This is a genomic window from Kitasatospora sp. NPDC097605, from assembly GCF_040302725.1.
Taxonomy (GTDB): Bacteria; Actinomycetota; Actinomycetes; order Streptomycetales; family Streptomycetaceae; genus Kitasatospora.
Genome location: NZ_JBEOSF010000008.1, coordinates 206579 through 226326, shown reverse-complemented (window position 1 = coordinate 226326; position 19748 = coordinate 206579). Strand labels below are relative to the sequence as shown.

Below are 19748 nucleotides of genomic sequence, written 5' to 3'. Positions count from 1 at the left end.
CCGGTTTACCGCCTCAGCCGGCGAGCGGCGGGTTGAGGCGGGCGAAGCCCTCCTGGCGGCGGTACGGGAAGTAGGGGTACGGCGCGGTGCGCAGGCTCGCGGCGTCCAGACGGGCGACCTGCTCGGCGGTCAGCTCCCAGCCCACGGCGCCGAGGTTCTGGCGCAGCTGCTCCTCGTTGCGGGCGCCGATGATCACGGACGAGACGGTGGGGCGGCGCAGCAGCCAGTTGATTGCCACCTGGGGGACGGTGCGGCCGGTCTCCTCGGCGACCGCGTCCAGCGCGTCCACCACGTCGAACAGCAGCTCGTCGTCGACCGGCGGGCCGTAGTCGGCCGTGGTGTGCAGGCGGCTGCCGTCCGGGATCGGGGTGCCGCGGCGGATCCTCCCGGTGAGGCGGCCCCAGCCGAGCGGGCTCCAGACCAGGGCGCCGACGCCCTGGTCGTGGCCGAGCGGCATCAGCTCCCACTCGTAGTCGCGGCCGACCAGGGAGTAGTGGACCTGGTGGGCGGCGTAGCGGGGGCGGGCGTCGCGGTCGGCGGCGGCCAGGGACTTCATCAGCTGCCAGCCGGAGAAGTTGGAGACGCCGGTGTAGCGGATCTTCCCGGCGCGGACCAGGTCGTCGAGGGTGGCGAGCACCTCCTCGACGGGGGTGGCGGCGTCGAAGGCGTGCAGCTGGAAGAGGTCGATGTAGTCGGTGCCGAGGCGGCGCAGGGCGGCGTCGACGGCGGTGATCAGGCGGGCGCGGGAGGTGCCGGCGTCGTTCGGGCCGTCGCCGGTGGGCAGGCCGGCCTTGGTGGAGATCAGCACCTGGTCGCGGCGGCCCTTGATCGCCTGGCCGAGGACCTCCTCGGAGGCGCCGTCGGAGTAGACGTCGGCGGTGTCGAACAGGGTGAGGCCGGCGTCGATGGCGATGTCGAGCAGACGGCGGGCGTCGGTGGCGTCGGTGGTGCCCCAGTCGCCGAAGAGCGGGCCGCGGCCGCCGAAGGTGCCGGTGCCGAGGGAGAGGACGGGGACGGTGAGGCCGGACGCGCCGAGGCGGCGGTACTCCATGGGAGGTTCCCTTCGCTAACGGGACTGTGGTGCCGTTAAGATGTCACCGACCCTAGCACTGTCGGCGACGCTAATGGAACAGGAATCCCGTTAATGACTTCACCGCGCGCACAAGGCCATGCACAGGGCCATGCACAAGGCCCTGCACAAGGCACTGCACGAGGCACTGCACAGGGCATGCAGAGACCGGGCGGCCGCACGGCGCGGGTGCGGACCGCCGTGCTGAAGGCCGCCGAGGACGCCCTCGTCGAGGTCGGCTTCGCCGGGCTCGACCTCGGCGACATCGCCCGGCGCGCGGAGGTCGGCCGCACCACCGTCTACCGGCGCTGGGGCTCGGTCGCCGCGCTGCTCGCCGACGTCCTCGCCGACATGGCCGAGCAGTCCCTCCCGCGCACCCGCACCGGCTCGCTGCGCGAGGACCTGCGCGCCTGCGCCCGCCTCACCCAGCGCACCCTGGCCCACCCCCGCCAGGGCGCCCTCTTCCGCGCCGTCCTCCTCGCCGCCACCTGCGACGCCTCCGCGGCCGAGGCCCTGCACCGCTTCTACCGCGTCCGCGTCGACGAGTGGGCCCCCTGCGTGACGGAGGCCGTCGACCGCGGCGACCTGCCGCCCGGCACCGACCCCGCCGAGGTCATCCGCGCCGTCTCCGCCCCCCTCTACTACCGCATGCTCACCACCCCCGACCCCCTCGACGAACCCACCGCCGACCGCGCCGCCACCGCCGCCGAAGCCGCCGCCCGCGCGGGCGCCTTCCGTGCGGCGCAGGCGGGTGATCCGGGCACGGACACATACGGCACGGTCCCGCCGAGCACGAGTACGACCGGATCAAGGAGGACGGGCCGTGAACCACGGTGAGTGGAAGACCCGGCGGGCCAGGAAGCTCCTGGGTGAGACGGTCGAGGAGTCCGCGGCCTACGGGGAGGCGGGGTACGCGTTCGCGCTCGGCCAGGCGGTCTACGACCGGCGCACCGAGCTCGGGCTGTCCCGGACCGAGCTGGCGAGACGGGCCGGGATGACGCAGCCGCAGGTGTCGACGATCGAGGGCGGCGATTCTCTGCCGACCCTGCCGCTGCTCCGCCGGCTCGCGCGGGCGCTGGACGCGGCACTCACCATCGACCTCGACGGGGACGCCTCCTCGTTCGTGTTCTCGCCGCACGGGGAGCGGCCGCAGGGCGGCGGGGCAGCCGCCTGGCTAGGGGCGGTTGGTCAGGGGGGTGGTGTGGTGGGTGATGAAGGCCTGGGCCTGGTCGGGGGTGAGGGGGTGGGCGAAGAGGTAGCCCTGGCCGAGGGGGCAGCCCATGGCGGCGAGGAGGTCGCGCTGCTCGGGGTGCTCGATGCCCTCGGCGATGACCTGGACGCCGAGGGTGTCGGCGATCCGGGTGATGCCCTCGACCAGGGCGTACTGCTGCTGGGAGAGGCCGAGGCCGTCGATGAAGGACTTGTCGATCTTCAGCACGGAGATGGGGAACTCGCGCAGGTAGGAGAGCGAGGAGTAGCCGGTGCCGAAGTCGTCGATGGCGATGCCGACGCCGAGTTCGCCGAGGGTGCGCATGTCGGTGCGGACGCGGTCGTCGCGGCGCATCAGGACGGACTCGGTCAGCTCCAGGACCAGGGACTGCGGCGGGATGCCGGAGCTGCCGAGGGCGGCGCGGACCACGTCGACGAAGCCGGCGTCGCGGAACTGGCGGGCGGAGACGTTGACGTTGACGCGTAACGGGGGCAGGCCGGCGGTGGCGCGGGCCGGGGTGCTGAGGGCGTGCCAGGCGGCCGCCTCCTGGGCGGCGCGCTCCAGCACCCAGGCGCCGAGCGGCACGATCTGGCCGCTCTCCTCGGCGAGGGCGATGAACTCGTCCGGCAGCACCATGCCGCGCCGGTCGTGCGGCCACCGCACCAGGGCCTCGAAGGCCACCAGATCACCCGTCTGGAGGTCGACGATCGGCTGGTAGTACAGGCGGAAGGCGGATTCGGCGATCGCCGTGTCCAGGTTCTCGTTCAGCTCGTGCCGGGCCATCAGCCCGGCCTGCAGCGCCGGCTGGTAGAGGCACCACTGCCGCTTGCCCGCCGCCTTCGCCGAGTACAGCGCCAGGTCGGCGTGGCTCAGCAGCTCGGTGGCGTCCACGCTGTCCTCCGTCGTCGCCACCCCGATCGACGCCGACACCCGCACCGCGCCCGCGCTCAGCTTGAACGGCTCGGCGAACGCCGCCAGCACGCCCTGCGCGATCGCCCCGACGTCGGCCGGCTCCAGCGCGTCCTCCACCAGCACCGCGAACTCGTCGCCGCCGAGCCGGGCCGCCGTGTCGGAGGCGCGCAGCGCGGTGGAGATCCGCAGCGAGACGGCGACCAGCAGCTCGTCGCCGACCGCGTGGCCCTGGGTGTCGTTGACCACCTTGAAGTCGTCCAGGTCGATGAAGAGCACGCCGGTGACGGCGCCGCTGCGCTCGCCGCGGGAGAGCGCGTGGCCGACCCGGTCCAGGAAGAGCACCCGGTTGGCCAGTCCGGTCAGCGAGTCGTGGAAGGCCCGGTGGGTGAGTTCGCGCTCCATCTGCCGCTGCTCGGTGACATCGCGCAGGGTGAGCACCAGGCCGCCGACCGTCGGGTCCTCGCGCAGGTCGTTGCAGCGCACCTCGACCTCGATCGGCGAGCCGTCGGCCCGCAGCAGCCGCCAGTGCTCGCGCTGGGTGTCCAGGCCGGAGCGGGCGCCGCCGGCGACGGCGGGGCTGCGCATCCGGGCCAGCGCCTTGCCGACCGAGCGGCTGTCCTCGGGCGGGACGAGGTCGGTCAGCAGCGTGCCGTCGAGGCGGGGGTAGCCGAGGACGCGTCCGGCGGAGGAGGCCGAGGCGTAGCGCACCGAGTCGTCGCCGTTGAGGATCAGGATGACGTCGTTGGCGCTCTGCACCAGGGTGCGGAAGTAGGCCTCGCTGTCGCGCCGGGTGATCTCCTGGCTGAGCATGACGCGCTCGACGGCGAGGGCGGCCTGCGCGGCGAGGATCTCCAGTGAGCCCCAGAGGCTGGTCAGCTCCTGCTCGGTGCCGGTGACGATCAGCGCGCCGATCAGCGGGTCGCCGGAGGGGCGCTCGGCGAGGGTGAGCGGGCAGAGCAGGGCGCTCGGCATGCCGTCGAGCCGGACGGCCAGCTCGTTGCCGATGTCCTCGACCGGCAGCAGTCGGGTCTCCCGGTAGGCGGCCAGGGCGAGCACCTCGTCGGAGTCGCGCTCCGCGCCGAGGTGGTGGCGGCCGGCGCCGCGCTCGGCGTGCCGCACGTGCAGCACGCCGCCCTCGGTGACGGCGAGCAGCGCGACATGGCCCGGCTCGGTGGGCATCAGGGTGGAGGCGGCGGCCTGGACGGCGTCGGCGACCTCCTCGACGCTGACCGCCGCGGTGAGCGCGGAGCCGGCCTCGCGCAGCGCGCGCTCGCGGGCCACGGCCTGCCGGCGGGCGCGCACCACGACCGCCAACCGGGCGAGCACGAGCAGGTAGAGGACGGCGGAGAAGGCGCCGATCACCCCGGCGTTGCTGGTGTTGCCGTTGCTGGCCTCGACCATCAGGATGGTCGGCGCGACCAGCGAGGCGCCGGCCAGCAGGGCGAGCCGGCCGGGGCCGATGTCCGGCTGCTGGCTGGGGATGGGCCTGGTCAGCTCGACCATCGAGGGGTGCAGCGCGGCGGCGCCCCAGGCGGTGTAGAAGGCGGCCCAGCCGAGGTCCACGGGCGTGCCGATGTGCCAGTCGCCGTGCAGCACGATCAGCCCGTACAGGATGTCGGAGACCAGCAGGCCGACCGTGCCGGCGGCGAGCAGTTGCAGCGAGCGGCTGACCCCGCCGCGGGGCACGATCAGCCGCAGCAGCAGGGCGAGCACCACGACGTCGCCGAGCGGGTAGGCGATCGAGACGGCCTTCTGGAACCAGTCGAGGTCCGGGTTCCGGGCGTAGGGCAGGATCAGGTAGATCCAGACGAGCAGCGCCAGGCCCATGGTGAGGATGAGCGCGTCCAGCAGGCTGGCGCGGTCCTGATGCGCCGTCCGCCAGCGGATGAAGCCCAACACGCCCGCCGCGTAGAGCAGGTACTCGGCGAGGTAGAAGCCGTCGGCGATGGACGGGAAGGGGCTGCCCAGGTGCAGGAACTGCATCTGGACGACCTGCACCACCTCGCCGGCGGTGAAGCTGAGGTTGGCCAGCGCCAGCAGGTACCAGTAGACGGCGTGGGAGGGGCGGTTGAGGCGGACGCCGGCCACGATGGCGGCGACGCCGCCCAGGCCGATGCCCGTCCACCAGATGATCCGCTGGGAGGGGTTGGTGTAGTAGATGCCGGTGAACAGCACCATCCACGCCAGGTAACAGACCATCAGGCGTTGGCGCCGACGTGTCAACGAGCTACCTCCTCCTCGGCGTCACCGCTCCCGCCCGGAGACGGGCGGCGAGGCGGGTTCCGGGCAGGGGCTCGCGAGCGTCCGAGCCGGGCCGGGGAGGTCCGGTCTGACGTTCGAAATGGGCCTTGAGTGCGTATAGTCGGAAATGTCGCACCTCCCAGCATTCTGCCGCCACAGCACGAGGTCAAGCCGGTGGATGACGCAGTAGAGAGCGCACGGGGAGCACGTCCCGGAGTGCGGTCCGGACGTCACGCCGTGCTGGTCAACGAGGACGGTCAGTATGCGATCTGGCCGGGTGACCTCACCGTGCCGGGCGGCTGGCGCACGGTCTTCGGGCCCGCCCCGCACGAGGAGTGCCGCCGCCACGTCGACCGCGCGTGGCGCCCCGCCGGCCTCGGCGTCGGGCACGGCGCGGGGACGGACGGCGCCCGGACGGACGGCGCCGGGACACCCGGGACGGGCGCCGGGACACCCGGAGCGGGGACCGGGTTAGCGGCCCGCACCGTGCACGGACTGGTCCGGGCGCGCGCCGCGCACGACCCGCGCGCCCTCGCCGTGCTCGACGAGGACGAGGCGCTCGACTACGGCGAGCTGGACGCGCGCAGCGACCGGCTGGCCGCCGTGCTGCGCGGCCTGGGCGTGGGGCCCGAGCGGATCGTCCCGGTCTGCCTGGAGCGCGAGGCCGACCTGGTGACCGCCTGGCTCGCCGTGCTCAAGGCCGGCGGGGCCTTCCTGCCGCTGGACCCGGCCCACCCGCAGCGGCGGCTGGCCGCCCTGGTCGCCGAGTGCGGGGCACGCCTCGCCGTCGCGGCGGAGGGCCGGCGCTTCCCCGGCGTGCGGATGGTGGCGCCGGGGGAGGGCGTCGAGGGCACCGCGCCCGTACCGGACGTGAGCGGGCCCGACGACCTGGCGTACCTGGTCTACACCTCGGGGACCACCGGCACCCCCAAGGGCGTCGCGGTCACCCACCGCGCCCTGGCCTTCACCCTCGACCGGGTGATCGACGCCTACGGGCTCACCCCCCGCGACCGGGTGCTGCAGGTCGCCGCGCTCGGCTTCGACACCTCGCTGGAACAGGTCTTCGCGACCCTGGCCGCCGGAGCCACCCTCGTCCTCGGCGGCGCCCGCACCTGGGCGCCCACCGAGCTGGCCGAACGGCTGGACGACCTGCGGCTGACCGTCGCCGATCTCACCCCCGCCTACTGGCACCACCTGCTCGGCCTCTTCCCGCCCGGCGGGCCCGCGCCCGCCGCCCTGCGGCTGATCGTGGTGGGCGGCGACACCGTGCACGAGGACGACTGCCGCGCCTGCCTGGAACGGCTGCCCGGCGTGCGGCTGGTCAACGCCTACGGCGTCACCGAGGCCGCCGTCACCTCCACGCTCGGCGAGATCACCCCGCGGGTACTGGCCGCGCCCGGCCCGCACGGACCCGGCGCGCCGGTGCCGATCGGCCGGCCGCTGCCCGGGGTGCGGGTGCACGTCCTGGACGCCCGGCTCAGCCCCGTCCCGCCCGGCGAGAAGGGCGAGATCCACCTCGGCGGGCCGGGCCTGGCCCGCGGCTACTGGAAGGCACCCGGAGCGACCGCGGAGGCCTTCCTGCCCGACCCCTACGCCCCCGCCCCCGGCGCGCGCATGTACCGCACCGGCGACGCCGGACGCTGGCGCGCCGACGGCACCCTGGAGGTCCTCGGCCGCTTCGACGACCAGTTGAAGGTCCGCGGCCACCGCGTCGACCCCGCCGAGATCGAGTCCGTGCTCGCCGCCCACCCCGACGTCCGGCAGGCCCGGGTCGCCGCCGACGGCGGCGACGACACCCGCGTCCTCACCGCCTACTACACGCTCACCGAGCGGGCCGTCTCCGGCCCCCGCGCCCGGCGCGGCCGGATCCGCGCCTACCTCGCCGAACGGCTGCCCGACTTCATGGTCCCCGCCGCGTTCGTGCCGCTCGACAGCATGCCGCTCACCCCCGCCGGCAAGATCGACCGCCGCCGGCTGCCGCTCGCCCCGCCCCGGGTGCGGCCCGGCGGCGCGCCGCCGGACCGGGCCGCGCCGGCGCCCGTCCACGCCGACCCGCCCCCCGACGCCCCGGCGGTCCGGAGCGGCATCGCCCAGCTCTGGTCCGAACTCCTCGGTGTCGAGGAACCCGGCCCCGCCGGCGACTTCTTCGAACTCGGCGGCGACTCCCTGCTCGCCATGGAGATGCTCGCCCGGGCCCGGATCATGTTCGGCATCGACGTCACCCGGATCCGCCACCTCACCCGCGCCCTGCTGCGCGACGCCACCCTGCGCGCCTTCGCCGCCGCCACCCACGCCGCCCGCACCGGCACCGTCACCCCCGGCCCCCGCGAGGCCGCCGTCGACTGGAGCGCCGAAGCCCGCCTCGACAGCCCCCTGCGGCAGTCCTGGAGCCCCGCGCCCTCCCGCGCCGAACCCGCCGAGATCCTGCTCACCGGCGCCACCGGCTTCTGCGGCGCCCACCTGCTGGACGCCCTGCTGCACACCACCGACGCCCGCGTCCACTGCCTGGTCCGCGCCCCCGACGAGGAACACGCCCTCGAACGGCTGCGCGCCGCCCAGCAGCGCTACCTGCGCCACGACCTCGCCGACCGCCGCGTCCTGCCGCTCGTCGGCGACCTCGCCGAACCGCGGCTCGGCCTGACCCGGCAGCGCTTCGAGCACCTCGCCGACAGCCTCGACGCCATCCACCACCTCGGCGGCCAGGTCAACTTCATCTACCCCTACCACCAGCTGCGCGCCGCCAACGTCGCCGGCACCCGCGAGGTCGTCCGCCTCGCCGGACACTCGCGCGGCATCCCCGTCCACTACCTCTCCACCCTCGCCGTCCTCGCCGGCTTCGGCCCGGCCGGCGTGCACGAGGTCGCCGAACGCACCCCGCTCGCCCACCCCGAGCGGCTCGCCGTCGGCTACGTCGAGAGCAAGTGGGTCGCCGAACAGCTGCTCCACCACGCCGCCGCGGGCGGACTGCCGGTCACCGTGCTGCGCACCAACGACGTCACCGGGGACCTGCGCACCGGGGTGATGAACACCGGCACCGAGATCTGCGCGCTGATCAAGTACATCGCGGAGAGCGGAAGCTGCCCGGACGTCCGGCTGCCGCTCGACTTCGTGCCCGCCGACCGGTTCAGCCGGGCGCTGTGCCGGATCGTCGCCCACGCCCCCGCCATCGGGGAGGTCTACCACCTGACCTCGCCGCGCCCCGCGGACCTCGCCGACCTCGCCGACCGGCTGCGCGCCCGCGGCCACCCCGTCGACCGGATCCCCTACCGGCCGTGGGTGCAGGGTCTGGTCCGGTTCGCCGCCGGCCACCCCACCCACCCGATGACCCCGTTCGTGCCGCTCTTCGTCGACCGGGTGCCCGGCACCGAGCTGTCCATCAGCGAGCTGTACTTCCGCCCCACCTTCCCCCGCTTCGACCGGGCCAACACCGAACAGGCCCTGGCCGGCAGCGGTGTGGAACTGCCCGCCGTGGACGACGCCCTGCTCGACTTCTACCTCGACCGGCTGACCGCGGAGGGCTTCCTCGCCCCGCCGCAGGAGGCCTCGCCGCTGGAGGCCCTGCGATGACCGCCACCGCCCCCGAGGAGCTCTTCGCGACGCTCGACGTCGACCGGGCGCCCGCCGACGGCCCGGCCGCGTTCGGCGCCGACCTCGCGCCCGCCACCCTGCTCGCCGCCTACCGGCGCGGGCTTTTCCCGCTGCCCGCCGCCGACCCCTACGCGAGCGCCTTCAACGAGGCCCGCTCCGAGGCGGCGGTGGCGGCCGGCCGGGTCCCGCTGCTGCCCGGGCCCGACCACGGCGGCGACGGCGGCGGCCCCGACGGCGGCCCCGGTGGTGCGGACCCGTACGCGCTCGCCTGGTGGTCGCCCGACCCGCGGCCGCTGCTCGCCGCCGACGGCGTCCAGCTCGGCCGCAAGCTCTCCCGGCTGCTGCGCAACCGCCTGGACTGGTGGACCACCGCCGACCAGGCCTTCGAGGAGGTGCTCGCCGCCTGCGCCGAGGGGCGCGAACCCCCGTGGCTCACCCCGGAGTTGCAGGAGGCGCTGACCGGGCTGCACCGGCTCGGCGCGGCCCACAGCGCGGAGGTGTGGCAGGACGGGGAGCTGATCGGCGGGGTGTTCGGGATCGCCTCCGGGCCGGTGCTCAGCCTGGACTCGATGTTCCACCGCCGCCCGGACGCCGCCCGGGTCGCCGTCGCCGACCTCGCCGCCCGCTTCGCCGCCGCCGGCGGCCGGCTGCTGGACGCCCAGTGGGACTCCCCGCACGTGCGCTCGCTCGGCGCCGCCCCGCAGCCCCGGTCCCGCTACCTCGCGGCGCTCGCCGAGGACGCCGGGCCCCTCCACCCGCTGGACACCAGCCTCCTGCCGGCCGCCCGGCTCGCCCCCGAACGGCCCCGCCAGCCGCGCCCGCACGGGCTGCCGCGCGACCACCGGCACCCGTACCGCAACGCCCGCCGTCCCTGACCGACCGTCACCCGCCGTTCTTCGACCCGACGGTGATCCGGGTGGTGGTGGTGCGGACCGGACCGGCCGGGCCGCCGGCGGTGAGCGTCGCGGTGTAACTCCCGGCGGCCGGGTAGTCGTGGTCGACGGACCCGTACCCGGGGTCGACCGCGCGCGGCGCGCTGCCGTCCCCGAAGTCCAGCGTCGCGGCGCCCGGCACCCAGCCGGCCGAGTACCCGACCGCGAACCGCGCGTTGAGCGGGTGGCCCGCCCGGGGGCGGGGGCGGGCGCTCAGCTGGACGCGCAGCGGGTCCTGGAGCTCGATGGCGCCGCGGTCCCGGTAGCCCCAGGCGGTGGGGCTCGGGAAGCGCGGGTGGTCGGCCGGCTCGGCGCCCAGGAGGTCGGTGGCCAGGGTGCCGAGGGCGTTCGGGTCGGCCGCGTCCGTCACGCCCGTCACGGCGGCCGGGGTGTAGTCCTCGCGGTCGGCGGCGAACCCCGGGTCGACGGCGTTGTCGCTCGCGCCCTGCCCGATGGCCCGGAAGGCCTCGGGGGTGGCGAACGGGGTGCCGCCCCAGGAGTAGGCGTACGGGCCCGACGGCACGATGGTGTTGTAGTCCACCCTGGTGCTCCGGATCGATTCGGCCGACACCACCAGCGGGATCGCGGTGGGCGGAGTGCCGCCGCAGCGCGGGGCGGGACGCTTGGCCAGGATGTTGTTCTCGGCCACCGACCCGGTGGAGGCACCGGCGAACTCCAGGTCGCTCCCGCAGTTCCGCCCGAAGGTATTGCCCACCACGATCGTGCCGGGCGCGTCGGTGACCAGCACGCCCCGGCCCGCGCCCCCGGTGATCAGGTTGGTGGTGACGACCACGCCGGAGGTCCCGGCGTCGACCGCGACGCCGCTCACCGGCGCGGCGGAGATCCGGTTGCGGCTCACCGTGACGTACGAGCCCGCCCCGGTGATCCGGACGCTCGGGGTCGCCGCCGGGAAGGCCCGCACGCCGCCGCGGACCGGGTCGCCCGCCGCCACGTCGTTGTGGTCCACGGCGATCCGGGTCGAGTCCTTGACGAGCACGCCCTCCTGCGGGGCGTCCAGGCGCAGGCCGGTCACGGTGACGTCGTGCACGCCCTCGAACACGAAGGCGTGCGGAGCGGGGGTGGACCCCCGGCCCCAGTGCCGCGTCCCCACGGAGGTGTTCGGCGCGTGCACGGTCGGCTCGGCGCCCTGGAAGACGATCGGACGGCCGGGCTCGCCGGAGCGCCGGACGGTGACCTGGCCGGTGAACCGGCGGTCCGGCGCGAGCTGGACGGTCTGGCCGGGTTCGGCCACGTCGGCGGCGGCCTGGACGGTGCAGAACGGCCGGTCCCGGGTGCCGGTCCCGGAGTCCGAGCAGTTCGAGCGGGGGCCGTTGTCGACATGGAGCACGGTGTTCTCGGCGTGCGCGGTGCTTTCGGCGTACGCGGTGCTTTCGGCGTACGCGGTGGACGGGAGCACGGTCCCGGTGACCGCGGAGCCCGCTATCGCGAGGGCGAGGCCGACCTGACGGGATGTTGGCATGGGCGAGATCCTTCTGGAGTCGTCAAGCTGACGTATCGGCAGAAACCTTGCGTGCAGGGGTGGATGCGAGAGTCGCCACGAGTATCCCCGGCCCCGCGCGCCGCCTCAACCGTCGGCCGGCCGCGCCCCGCACCGCCGGTCGGGGGGTCGTTCCGGCGCGCACCGGTTTGGGTGGCGGCGCGCGGGGGGACTGGAGCGGACATGTTGTCAGTTGTGGTGGCCCCCTGGGGCGATGAACCGGTGTTCGAGCGGAACGGGGACGAGCCGCACGACGCGGCGAGCACGATGAAGGTGGCCGTGCTGGCCGCGCTGCGCCGGGCCGGCGCGGATCCGCGGGAACCGGTGTCGGTGGTGAACACCTTCCTCTCGCGGGCCGGAGGGGAGTTCGCCAATGATCCGGACTGGGACAGCGACCCGGTGCCGTGGACGCTGCTCGGCGCCACCGTGCCGCTGGGGCTGCTCACCGAGCGGATGATCACCCATTCCTCCAACCTCGCCACCAACCTCTGCCTGGCCCGGGCCGGGCACGCGGCGGTGGAGGAGGTGTGGCGGCGGGCCGGGGCCGCCCGCAGTGCCAGCCCGCGCGGGATCGAGGACTACCCGGCGCGCGACGCGGGCGTGCACAACCTGGTCACCGCGCGCGACCTGGTGAGGCTACTGCAATCCCTGGACGGCGAACCGGAGTTGCTGGAGCTGCTGGAGCGCAACTCCTTCCGGGTCGACCTGGCGGCCGGGCTGCCGCCGGGGACCAGGGTGGCGTTCAAGAACGGCTGGTTCCCCGGCGTGCGGCACTGCGTCGCGCTGGTCCACCCGGAGGACTGCCCGCCGTACCTGCTGGCCGTCTGCTACACCGGCCCGCTCGCCTCGGGCGCCGACGAGGCCGCCGCCGACCCGGCCGCCCGCCTGCTGGCCCGGGTCTCGGCGGCGGTGTGGGAGCGGCGGCACGCGATCAGCGCCGTCGGTGCCGGCTCAGCCGCGCCCTAGCTCCTCCAGGCCCGCCAGCGCCGGCTCGTTGAGCAGGTTGATCCGCACGAAGCCGGGGTGGCCCGGGAGTTCGAAGTAGCGGCCGTCCAGCGCGAGCAGGCGCTCGGGCGGGGCGGTGGGGCGGGCGAACAGGAAGTAGCCGGTCTCGATCCGCTCCTGGTCCTCCAGCAGGCCGGCGGCGGTGAGGCGTTGGTGGTTGGCGCGGACGTGGTCGAGCAGCCGGTGGTTGCCTTCGAGCAGCATCAGGTCGGCGGCCCGGTGCGCGAACAGCCGGTCGGCCAGGGTGACATCGCCGTGCAGGTTGAGGTGCAGCTCGGCGAGCTGTTCTCGCAGCGGCTCCGGAACCAGCAGGTGGGCGCAGCGGTAGCCGTGGATGGACAGGTACTTGGTGGGGCAGACCATCCGCAGCGTGAGGGCGGCGGGCAGCGCGGCGGAGTGCTCGCGCCGTCCGCCGTCCCAGCGCATGTACTGGAAGGTGCCGTCGACGAACACCAGGGAGCCGGTGGCGAGTTGCCACTCGGCGAGCCGCTGGAGCACCGGCTCGGGCACCCGCCGGCCGGTGTACCAGACCGGGTCGGTGAGCAGCAGCACGGTCCGCTCGTCCGGCAGCCGCAGCTCGAAGCCGCTCTGGTGGGCGTGCCCCTCGGCGACCGGGACCGGCTCGATGCCGAACCGCCGGAAGAAGTAGGCGAACTTGTAGTAGACCGGCGGCAGGTAGTGGATCCGGGTGCGGCCGGTGGTGCGCAGCCAGGTGCAGAAGGTGCCGACCAGCGCGCTGGAGCCGCCGGCCGGGACGACCTGGGCCGGGGAGCACGGTTCGGCGTCGTAACTCTCGTGCAGCCGGGCGATCTTGGCGCGCAGCGCGGCGTCCTCGTCGATCCCCGCGTAGCGGCTGACGTCGCCCAGCCGGTACGGCGGGGTGTGCGCGAGGTCGCCGAGGTAGTCGGCCACGAAGGGGTGGCCGCCGTTGTAGTCGGAGACGAACAGCCGTCCGTCCGGGCGCTGCCGGGCCCGTTCCACGGCCTCGTGCAGGTCGAGCATGCGGAACAACGACGGCGTCATCCGTCCCCCCTCGGGCGCTGGCCACTTTGTCGGACGGGTGTCAAGTCTGTCCGGGGCCCGGCGCGGACACAAGTCCGCACCGGGCCCGGGTGGTTCGCGTGCGGGCGACCGGGCGGGAGGGGCGTCCGGGTCAGTAGGGCTTGACAAGGACGTGCGCCGCGCCGGGGATGCCGACCTTCAGCAGCTCGTCCTCCTCCGGGGTGGTCGGCGTGCCGGTCTCCTGCTTGAGGATCGCCCGGGACAGCGCCTGCACGAACATGGCGCGCGGCCGGCGCCGCTCCTCCCAGGCGGCCAGCGCCGCGGGCACCGACTCGGCGGCGTCCAGGCTCTGCGCCAGCACCAGGGCGTCCTCGACGGCCATCGCGGCGCCCTGCGCCAGGTGCGGGGTGGAGGCGTGCGCGGCGTCGCCGGCCAGCACCACCCGACCGACGTGCCACGGCTCCTCGACGGTGACCTGCGAGATCCGCGAGTACACCACCGCCGCCGGGTCGGTGACCTGCGCCAGCGCCTCGGCGATCGGGCCGCCGAAGCCGGCCAGCCGCTCGCGGAGCTGCTCGTGGGCGCGCTCCGGGTCCGGGCGGAAGTCCTCGGCCTCGGCGAACACCGAGCCCAGGTACATGAGGTCGGCGCTGATCGGGGTCAGCAGCGCCTTGGCCGCGAGGTTGCCGGTGGACATCACCACGCCCTGCACCTCGGGCGAACGCGGCAGGGTGACCCGCCAGTTGGCGAAGCCGGTGTACTCGGGCGCGTACTTCTCGCCGTAGAGCCGCTTGCGCAGCGGCGAGCCGATGCCGTCGAAGCCGACCACCAGGTCGTAGCGGGCGCTGCTGCCGTCGGACAGGGTGACCGCCACCTCCTCGCCCTCGTCGACGAGTTCGGCGACGGTGGTGCCGAAGCGCAGGGTCGCGCCGGCGGCGGTGGCGGCCTCGCCGAGCACCCGGGCCAGGGCCGGGCGGGGGATGCCGTTGTTGGACGGCGCGTCGTCCATCCGGGGCTGCGGGATCTTCGCGACCACGCCGCCGGCCGGGTCGCAGATGGTCAGCACCTCCCACTCGAAGCCGGCCGCCAGGCACTGCTCCAGCACGCCGATCCCACGCATCACGTGCAGCGCGTTGGAGGGCTGGATGATGCCGACGCCGAGCGCCTCCAGGGCGTCGCGCAGCTCGACGACGTCGACCCGGTGGCCGCGGGCGGCGAGCGCGGTGGCGGCGGTCAGGCCGCCGATGCCGGCGCCGTGGACGAGGACGCGCAGGGGTGGGGTCATGGTGGTACTCCAAGAGGAAGGGGGGAGGAGAGGAAGGCGGCGGGGGGCGGCTTGGGGAAACGTTTCAGCGGACCGGGGTGCCGGCCGACAGCTCCATCAGGTGGTCGACCAGCGCGAGCAGCAGGTCCCGCCCGAACAGCCGCACCCGCACGTCGCCGACCAGCATCGGCACCTGCGGGTCGAGATCCAGGGCGGCCCTGATCTCCGCCACGGTGCGGGTGTTCTCGCCGTGGAAGCAGTTGATCGCCACCACGAACGGGATGCCCCGGCTCTCGAAGAAGTCGATCGAGGCGAAGCTGCTCTCCAGCCGGCGGGTGTCGACGATCACGATGCCGCCGAGCGCGCCGTTCACCAGGTCGTTCCACATGAACCAGAAGCGTTCCTGGCCCGGCGTGCCGAACAGGTAGACCACCAGCTCCGGGCTGACCGTGATCCGCCCGAAGTCCAGCGCGACCGTGGTGGTGTCCTTGTTGTCCACCCCGGACAGGTCGTCCACGCCCTCGCTGGCGCGGGTCAGGTACTCCTCGGTGCGCAGCGGCGCGACCTCGCTGACCGAGCCGACCAGGGTGGTCTTGCCCACCCCGAAGCCGCCGGCGATCAGGATCTTCAGCGCCGCGGGCGCCGCGCCGGTGAGGGGGGACGGGGAGGAGGGGAGAGGTGCGGATGGTGCCATGGTTCAGAGCCTCCGGAGTCCTTCGCGTACGGCCGTCAGCAGCCCGAGGTCCAGGCCGCCGTCCCCCGAGGCCCGGGCCACCGAGATCGGTGCCCGGGCCCGCAGCAACCCCTGGGCGATCAGGTCGCCCAGGAGGATCTTGGTCACCGAGACCGGCAGGTCGAGCCCGGCCGCCACCTCGGCGACGGCGGCCGGCCGGCGGCACCGCTCCAGGATCCGGCGGTGTTCCGGCTGCAGCCCGCGGACACCGGACGACCGGGCGGCCAGCACCGGATCGGCGAGCTCCTCCACCGTGGTCAGCAGCGTGATCAGGGTGAGGTGGTCGTGCTCCGGCGCCGTCCGGCCGCGGGTGATGGTGTACGGGCGCACCATCGTCCCCGCGCCGTAGTCGTCGTCCTCGTCCTCGTCGGGCAGCTCGCTCCAGTGCGGCCTCACCGTGGCGTCACCCCCGGTTCCTGGCGGCGAAGGCGTCGAACTCGCTGCGGACCGGGGTGCTCAGCTTCTGGCCGACCTGCTGGACGAGCTGGTGCATGGCCACCGACATCACCTCGGCGTCCACCTCCTGGTCGGCGACCACCGCCAGGTGGGTGCCCTGGGCGGCGGCGATGACGAACAGCCAGAGCTCGGCCAGCTCGATGATCACCTGGTGCACCGGGCCGCCGTCGAAGAGCTGGCCGATGCCCCGGGCGAGGCTCTGCTGGCCGGTGGCGACGGCCGCCAGGCGCTCGGCGTCGGCGCGGTCGATCGAGCGCGAGTGGCTGACCACCAGGCCGTCGTCGGAGAGCAGCACGGCGCTGCGCGTCCCGGGCACCGAGTCGACGAGTCCGTCCAGCAGCCAGTCGAGGTCCTGGTGGGTGGCGATGGTGCGGTTCATGACTGCTCTTCCGTCCTCGTGGTTCGGGGGTCCGCGGCCGGCAGGGCCCAGGGGGAGGGACCCGGCGCGGGAGTCGGGGGGCCGGTGACGGCCGCGGGGGCGGCCGGGCCGGGCGGCAGGCCGCGCTGCGCCGCGGTGTGGTCCGCGGCGGTGCGGTCGGGGCCGCTGTGGTCGTGTGCGCTGTGGTCGGGGCCGCCTCGGCCGGGGTCGGTACCGGGCCGGGGGTCGCCGAGGCCGCGGGCGGCCCGGGATTGGCGCTGGAAGGCGCCGACCGTGGCGCCCGAGCGGCGGGCCGGGCGCTGGAACGGGCCCGCCGCCGGGCCGGTGGCGCCGCCGGCGTTCGCGGTGCCGCCGGGAGCGCCGGCATAGGGGGACCGGGGCGGCGGGGGGACGCGCAGCTCGGCGGCCAGGCTGGCCTGGCGGACCCGCTGCGGCAGCGGCGGCTGGGAGCCCGGCACCGGCGCCGCCGGAGCCGTCGGCGCGGCCGGGGTGGTCGGCGCGGGGGCCTGGGCCGGCCGGTCCGCCGGGCCGGTGCCGTCCTCGCGGCGCCGCTCGGCCAGCCGGTAGTGGTCGGCGGGCCGGTACTGCTCGTCGGCGTACGGGGCCTCGGCGGGCGTCACCGTCGCGTAGGCGATGTCCGGGTAGGCGGGGTCGTCGTACCCGGGCTGCGCGGGCCCGCCGTACGGCGCGCCGTGCTCGGCCGGTCCGCCGCCCGAGCCGGCGAGCGGGTACAGGTAGCCGTCGGTGCCGTCAGTGCCGCCGTGCGCGAAGGCTCCGTCGAAGCCGTCGAACCCGTCGAAGCCGACGTACCCGGCGCCCTCGACGGCGCCGTCGCCGCCGGGGTGGGAGTCGTCGAAGCCGTCGCGGACCGGGGCCTTGAACACCTCGTCGTCCGACGGCGGCACGTACTCGACGTAACCGAAGGCCTGGGCCGCCGGCGCCGGGTGGGCGCCGGGGGTGAACCAGTCGGCGCCCGTCGGGTCCGGGTCCGCCCCGGGCGCCGTGCGGGCCGCGCGCTCCTCCGCCTCGTCCACCGCGACGACCGGCGAGGACGCCGGCGCCGTCGGGGCCGAGGGGGCCGTCGCGGCCGAGGGCATCTCGGTCACCGAGGCGAGCGGCGCGGGCTCCTTGCGCTGCTCGGGCCGCTGGCGCCGGGCCAGCGGGATCGGGGTGACGTCGGCGCCGTCCGGCAGCCCGGCGTCGCCGTCCAGCACGTACTCGCCGGGGACGAGCACGACCACTCTGGTCCCGCCGAAGGCCGACGGGCGGAACTCGATCTGCAGGCCGATCGCGGCCGCCAGCCGGCCCACCACGTGGAAGCCGAGGCGGATGTCGTCGCCGCGCGCCAGCATGTCCGTGCGCGGCGGGTCGTCGGCGAGCGCGGCGGCCATCAGCGCGTTGGCCGCGTCGTACTGCTCCAGGTCCATGCCGAGGCCGCGGTCCTCGATCTCGATCGCCAGCCCGCGCCCGACGACGGCTGCCCGCACGTCGACCGGCGTCGGGGGCTTCGAGAAGCTGGCCGCGTTCTCCATCAGCTCGGCGACCACGTGGGCGACCGGGCCGACCGCCCGCTCGGAGAGCCACGGGTGGCCCTCGACGTCCAGCACGATCCGGCGGTACTCCTGCACCTCGCCCTGCGCCGAGCGCAGCACGTCCAGCAGCGGCACCGGCTTGCGCCACTTCCGCTGCGGCTGGCCGCCGGCCATGATGACCAGGTTCTCCTCGTAGCGGCGCAGGCGGGCCGTCAGGTGGTCGAGGTCGAACAGGCCCTCCAGCACCTCCGGGTCCTCGTGCCGGCGCTCCAGGGCGTCCAGCTTGCGCAGCTGCTGGCCGATCAGCAGCTGGGTGCGGCGGGCGATGCGCTGCAGCAGCCGCTCGAAGCCCCGGTGCTGCTCGGCCTGCCGCACGGCGGTCTCCAGCGCGGCGGTGCGGGCCAGGTTCATCGCCTGGCCGAGCTCGGCCAGCTCGTCGCCGCCGCGGGCGTGCGCCCCGGCGGTGATCGCCCGGCTCTCCGCCTCGACGTCGACCTGCTCGCCGCGGGCGAGCCGCTCGACCACCTCGGGCAGGGTGCGCTCCAGTTCCTGCGCCTGGTGGTGCAGGTCCTTGATCCGGCGGCGCAGCGAGCGGGTCAGCCGCCAGCTGGCGAGGACCACCGCGATCACCGCGAGCAGGCCGATCACGGCGGTCAGCGCGACCCGGGTGAGCAGCGAGAGGATCGAGCCCTTGCCGACCTCGACCACGCCGTCGGTGCGGGTCTCCATCAGCTTCACCAGCTGCGGGTTGATCTGGTCGACGGCCTGGCGCCACTGGTCCTGCAGCTGCGGCAGCCGCACGGTGCCGGTCGCCTCGGCGGCGGCCGGGCGGGTGAGCGCCTGCTCCACGGAGGCCTTGGCCTGCCACGCGGCGCCGCTCATCAGCTCCGACCAGGCGCCCCGCTCGTCCTCGGGGAGATAGGGGACGATCTGGACGGTGAAGAGGTGGTCCTGGGCGCCGATCGCCGCCTGGACGAGCTGGTGGTCGGAGGCGCTGAGCTTGCCGGAGGGCCAGCCGCGGGCGAGGATCGCGTCCTCGCGGGCCAGCATCTCCTTCGCCCAGAAGGCGTTGACCAGGGTCTTGGAGATCCAGGTGACCTCGCCGGTGTCGACGTGGCTGAGCGCGGTGAACAGCCGCAGGTCGACGGCGATCAGATCGGTGTAGTACGCGTAGACGACCTGCTGGTCGACGCCGCCCCGGTCGACGGCGGCCCGCTGGTCGCCGAGCTTCTCCATCGCGCGCCGGGCCTCGGCGACGGCCGAGAGCACCTCGGCGGGCGCGCTGTCGGCGGTCTCCCGGGACAGCGCCTGGAACTTCTGCACGGCCTCGTCGGTGAGCTGGCGCTGGCGCTTCAGCTGGTCGGTGACCGTGCCGGGCCGGGCGAGCGCCTCGGCGCTGAGCCGGCGCTCCTCCTGGAGGTTGTAGTAGACGATGTTGGACGGCTGTCCCGCCTTCTGGGCCAGCAGGCCCTGGGCCGCCAGGCGCTGGAAGTCGAAGAAGGTCACACCGCTGGTGACCGCCCACAGGACGGCCAGGGCGATGCTGGGGACGAGGGCGAGGACGAGCAGAGCCGTCCGCAGTGACAGGCGCGGACGACGCCTGCGGGGGGCCTTCGGCGTCGGGGGCCGCCGATTCGCACGCGCGCGCAGAGCTGACTCCTTGGGGCTGGCGGCCGGCCCGGGAGGGGCCGTGCCGACCGGGGCACGGGCTTTATGACGAGGCGATACTAGTCATACGGTGTGTGAGGAGTGAAAGCCCGTTCGATCTTCGGGCGGTGCACACACAAGTCCTTAACACGGCCGCAGCAGGGGGTTCACGGCCCTTCGGAGCGCCGGTCGGCGTCCCGTCGGGCGGGCTCGCCGGCGTCCCGCCGGGGCGGTGCCGGACGTGCCGGACGTGCCGGCGCGGCCGCTCCGTGCCCGCTCG

General features: G+C 74.9%; 13 protein-coding genes and 1 pseudogene. 5 read left to right on the top strand and 9 right to left on the bottom strand.

The genetic code is table 11. The features are described from left to right. Window positions 1–13 precede the first annotated feature (13 nt). Entirely contained in the window at window positions 14–1051 is a 1038-nt protein-coding gene (locus ABTX81_RS12470) for an aldo/keto reductase (RefSeq protein WP_350543605.1), read from the bottom strand. A gap of 177 nt (window positions 1052–1228) precedes the next feature. On the opposite strand from ABTX81_RS12470, the gene ABTX81_RS12465 reads away from it, so the two are divergent. Together ABTX81_RS12465 and ABTX81_RS12460 are read left to right on the top strand one after the other, a co-directional pair. Next, complete coding sequence (locus ABTX81_RS12465) at window positions 1229–1906, top strand: TetR/AcrR family transcriptional regulator (protein ID WP_350543603.1); 678 nt, start codon at window positions 1229–1231, stop codon at window positions 1904–1906. Continuing rightward, window positions 1893–2207, top strand: a pseudogene (locus tag ABTX81_RS12460) (helix-turn-helix domain-containing protein); the annotation flags it as partial. The gene ABTX81_RS12465 and the pseudogene ABTX81_RS12460, both read left to right, overlap by 14 nt. A gap of 36 nt (window positions 2208–2243) precedes the next feature. On the opposite strand, the gene ABTX81_RS12455 reads toward ABTX81_RS12460, so the two are convergent. Next, window positions 2244–5414: a putative bifunctional diguanylate cyclase/phosphodiesterase gene (locus ABTX81_RS12455; protein ID WP_350543601.1), complete on the bottom strand. Its 3171-nt coding sequence runs from the start codon at window positions 5412–5414 to the stop codon at window positions 2244–2246. Between the two features lie 234 nt (window positions 5415–5648). On the opposite strand from ABTX81_RS12455, the gene ABTX81_RS12450 reads away from it, so the two are divergent. Continuing rightward, window positions 5649–8999, top strand: a complete 3351-nt coding sequence (locus ABTX81_RS12450; protein ID WP_350543599.1) for an amino acid adenylation domain-containing protein — start codon at window positions 5649–5651, stop codon at window positions 8997–8999. Next, on the top strand, window positions 8996–9895 hold the full coding sequence (locus ABTX81_RS12445) for a leucyl/phenylalanyl-tRNA--protein transferase (protein ID WP_350543597.1): 900 nt from the start codon (window positions 8996–8998) through the stop codon (window positions 9893–9895). The genes ABTX81_RS12450 and ABTX81_RS12445 overlap by 4 nt, the downstream gene beginning before the upstream one ends. 7 nt (window positions 9896–9902) lie before the next feature. Here the strand turns inward: ABTX81_RS12445 and ABTX81_RS12440 are convergent, their stop codons facing one another. Continuing rightward, a complete protein-coding gene (locus tag ABTX81_RS12440; protein ID WP_350543595.1) occupies window positions 9903–11432 on the bottom strand; it encodes a right-handed parallel beta-helix repeat-containing protein in 1530 nt (509 codons plus the stop codon). Between the two features lie 201 nt (window positions 11433–11633). Here ABTX81_RS12440 and ABTX81_RS12435 point away from each other — a divergent pair, with 201 nt between their 5' ends. Further along, complete coding sequence (locus tag ABTX81_RS12435; RefSeq protein ID WP_350543593.1) at window positions 11634–12416, top strand: serine hydrolase; 783 nt, start codon at window positions 11634–11636, stop codon at window positions 12414–12416. Here the strand turns inward: ABTX81_RS12435 and ABTX81_RS12430 are convergent. The 6 genes from ABTX81_RS12430 to ABTX81_RS12405 form a co-directional block, all read right to left on the bottom strand. After that, a complete protein-coding gene (locus tag ABTX81_RS12430; RefSeq protein WP_350543591.1) occupies window positions 12402–13478 on the bottom strand; it encodes an aminotransferase class I/II-fold pyridoxal phosphate-dependent enzyme in 1077 nt (358 codons plus the stop codon). The two genes, ABTX81_RS12435 and ABTX81_RS12430, sit on opposite strands and share 15 nt — an antisense overlap. Window positions 13479–13608: 130 nt before the next feature. Further along, window positions 13609–14742: an FAD-dependent monooxygenase gene (locus ABTX81_RS12425; protein ID WP_350543590.1), complete on the bottom strand. Its 1134-nt coding sequence runs from the start codon at window positions 14740–14742 to the stop codon at window positions 13609–13611. 64 nt (window positions 14743–14806) lie between these two features. Beyond that, a complete protein-coding gene (locus ABTX81_RS12420) occupies window positions 14807–15415 on the bottom strand; it encodes a GTP-binding protein (protein ID WP_350543589.1) in 609 nt (202 codons plus the stop codon). Window positions 15416–15418: 3 nt separating this feature from the next. Next, entirely contained in the window at window positions 15419–15850 is a 432-nt protein-coding gene (locus tag ABTX81_RS12415; protein WP_502892758.1) for a DUF742 domain-containing protein, read from the bottom strand. 7 nt (window positions 15851–15857) lie between these two features. Then, on the bottom strand, window positions 15858–16289 hold the full coding sequence (locus ABTX81_RS12410) for a roadblock/LC7 domain-containing protein (protein WP_350543588.1): 432 nt from the start codon (window positions 16287–16289) through the stop codon (window positions 15858–15860). Then, window positions 16286–19327: a sensor histidine kinase gene (locus ABTX81_RS12405; protein WP_350543587.1), complete on the bottom strand. Its 3042-nt coding sequence runs from the start codon at window positions 19325–19327 to the stop codon at window positions 16286–16288. The genes ABTX81_RS12410 and ABTX81_RS12405 overlap by 4 nt, the downstream gene beginning before the upstream one ends. Window positions 19328–19748 lie beyond the last annotated feature (421 nt).

Coding starts and splice junctions, on each gene's coding strand:
- ABTX81_RS12470 (WP_350543605.1), bottom strand. CDS start 1,051: ATGGAGTACCGCCGCCTCGGCGCGTCCGGCCTCACCGTCCCCGTCCTC.
- ABTX81_RS12465 (WP_350543603.1), top strand. CDS start 1,229: ATGCAGAGACCGGGCGGCCGCACGGCGCGGGTGCGGACCGCCGTGCTG.
- ABTX81_RS12445 (WP_350543597.1), top strand. CDS start 8,996: ATGACCGCCACCGCCCCCGAGGAGCTCTTCGCGACGCTCGACGTCGAC.
- ABTX81_RS12440 (WP_350543595.1), bottom strand. CDS start 11,432: ATGCCAACATCCCGTCAGGTCGGCCTCGCCCTCGCGATAGCGGGCTCC.
- ABTX81_RS12435 (WP_350543593.1), top strand. CDS start 11,634: ATGTTGTCAGTTGTGGTGGCCCCCTGGGGCGATGAACCGGTGTTCGAG.
- ABTX81_RS12430 (WP_350543591.1), bottom strand. CDS start 13,478: ATGACGCCGTCGTTGTTCCGCATGCTCGACCTGCACGAGGCCGTGGAA.
- ABTX81_RS12425 (WP_350543590.1), bottom strand. CDS start 14,742: ATGACCCCACCCCTGCGCGTCCTCGTCCACGGCGCCGGCATCGGCGGC.
- ABTX81_RS12420 (WP_350543589.1), bottom strand. CDS start 15,415: ATGGCACCATCCGCACCTCTCCCCTCCTCCCCGTCCCCCCTCACCGGC.
- ABTX81_RS12410 (WP_350543588.1), bottom strand. CDS start 16,289: ATGAACCGCACCATCGCCACCCACCAGGACCTCGACTGGCTGCTGGAC.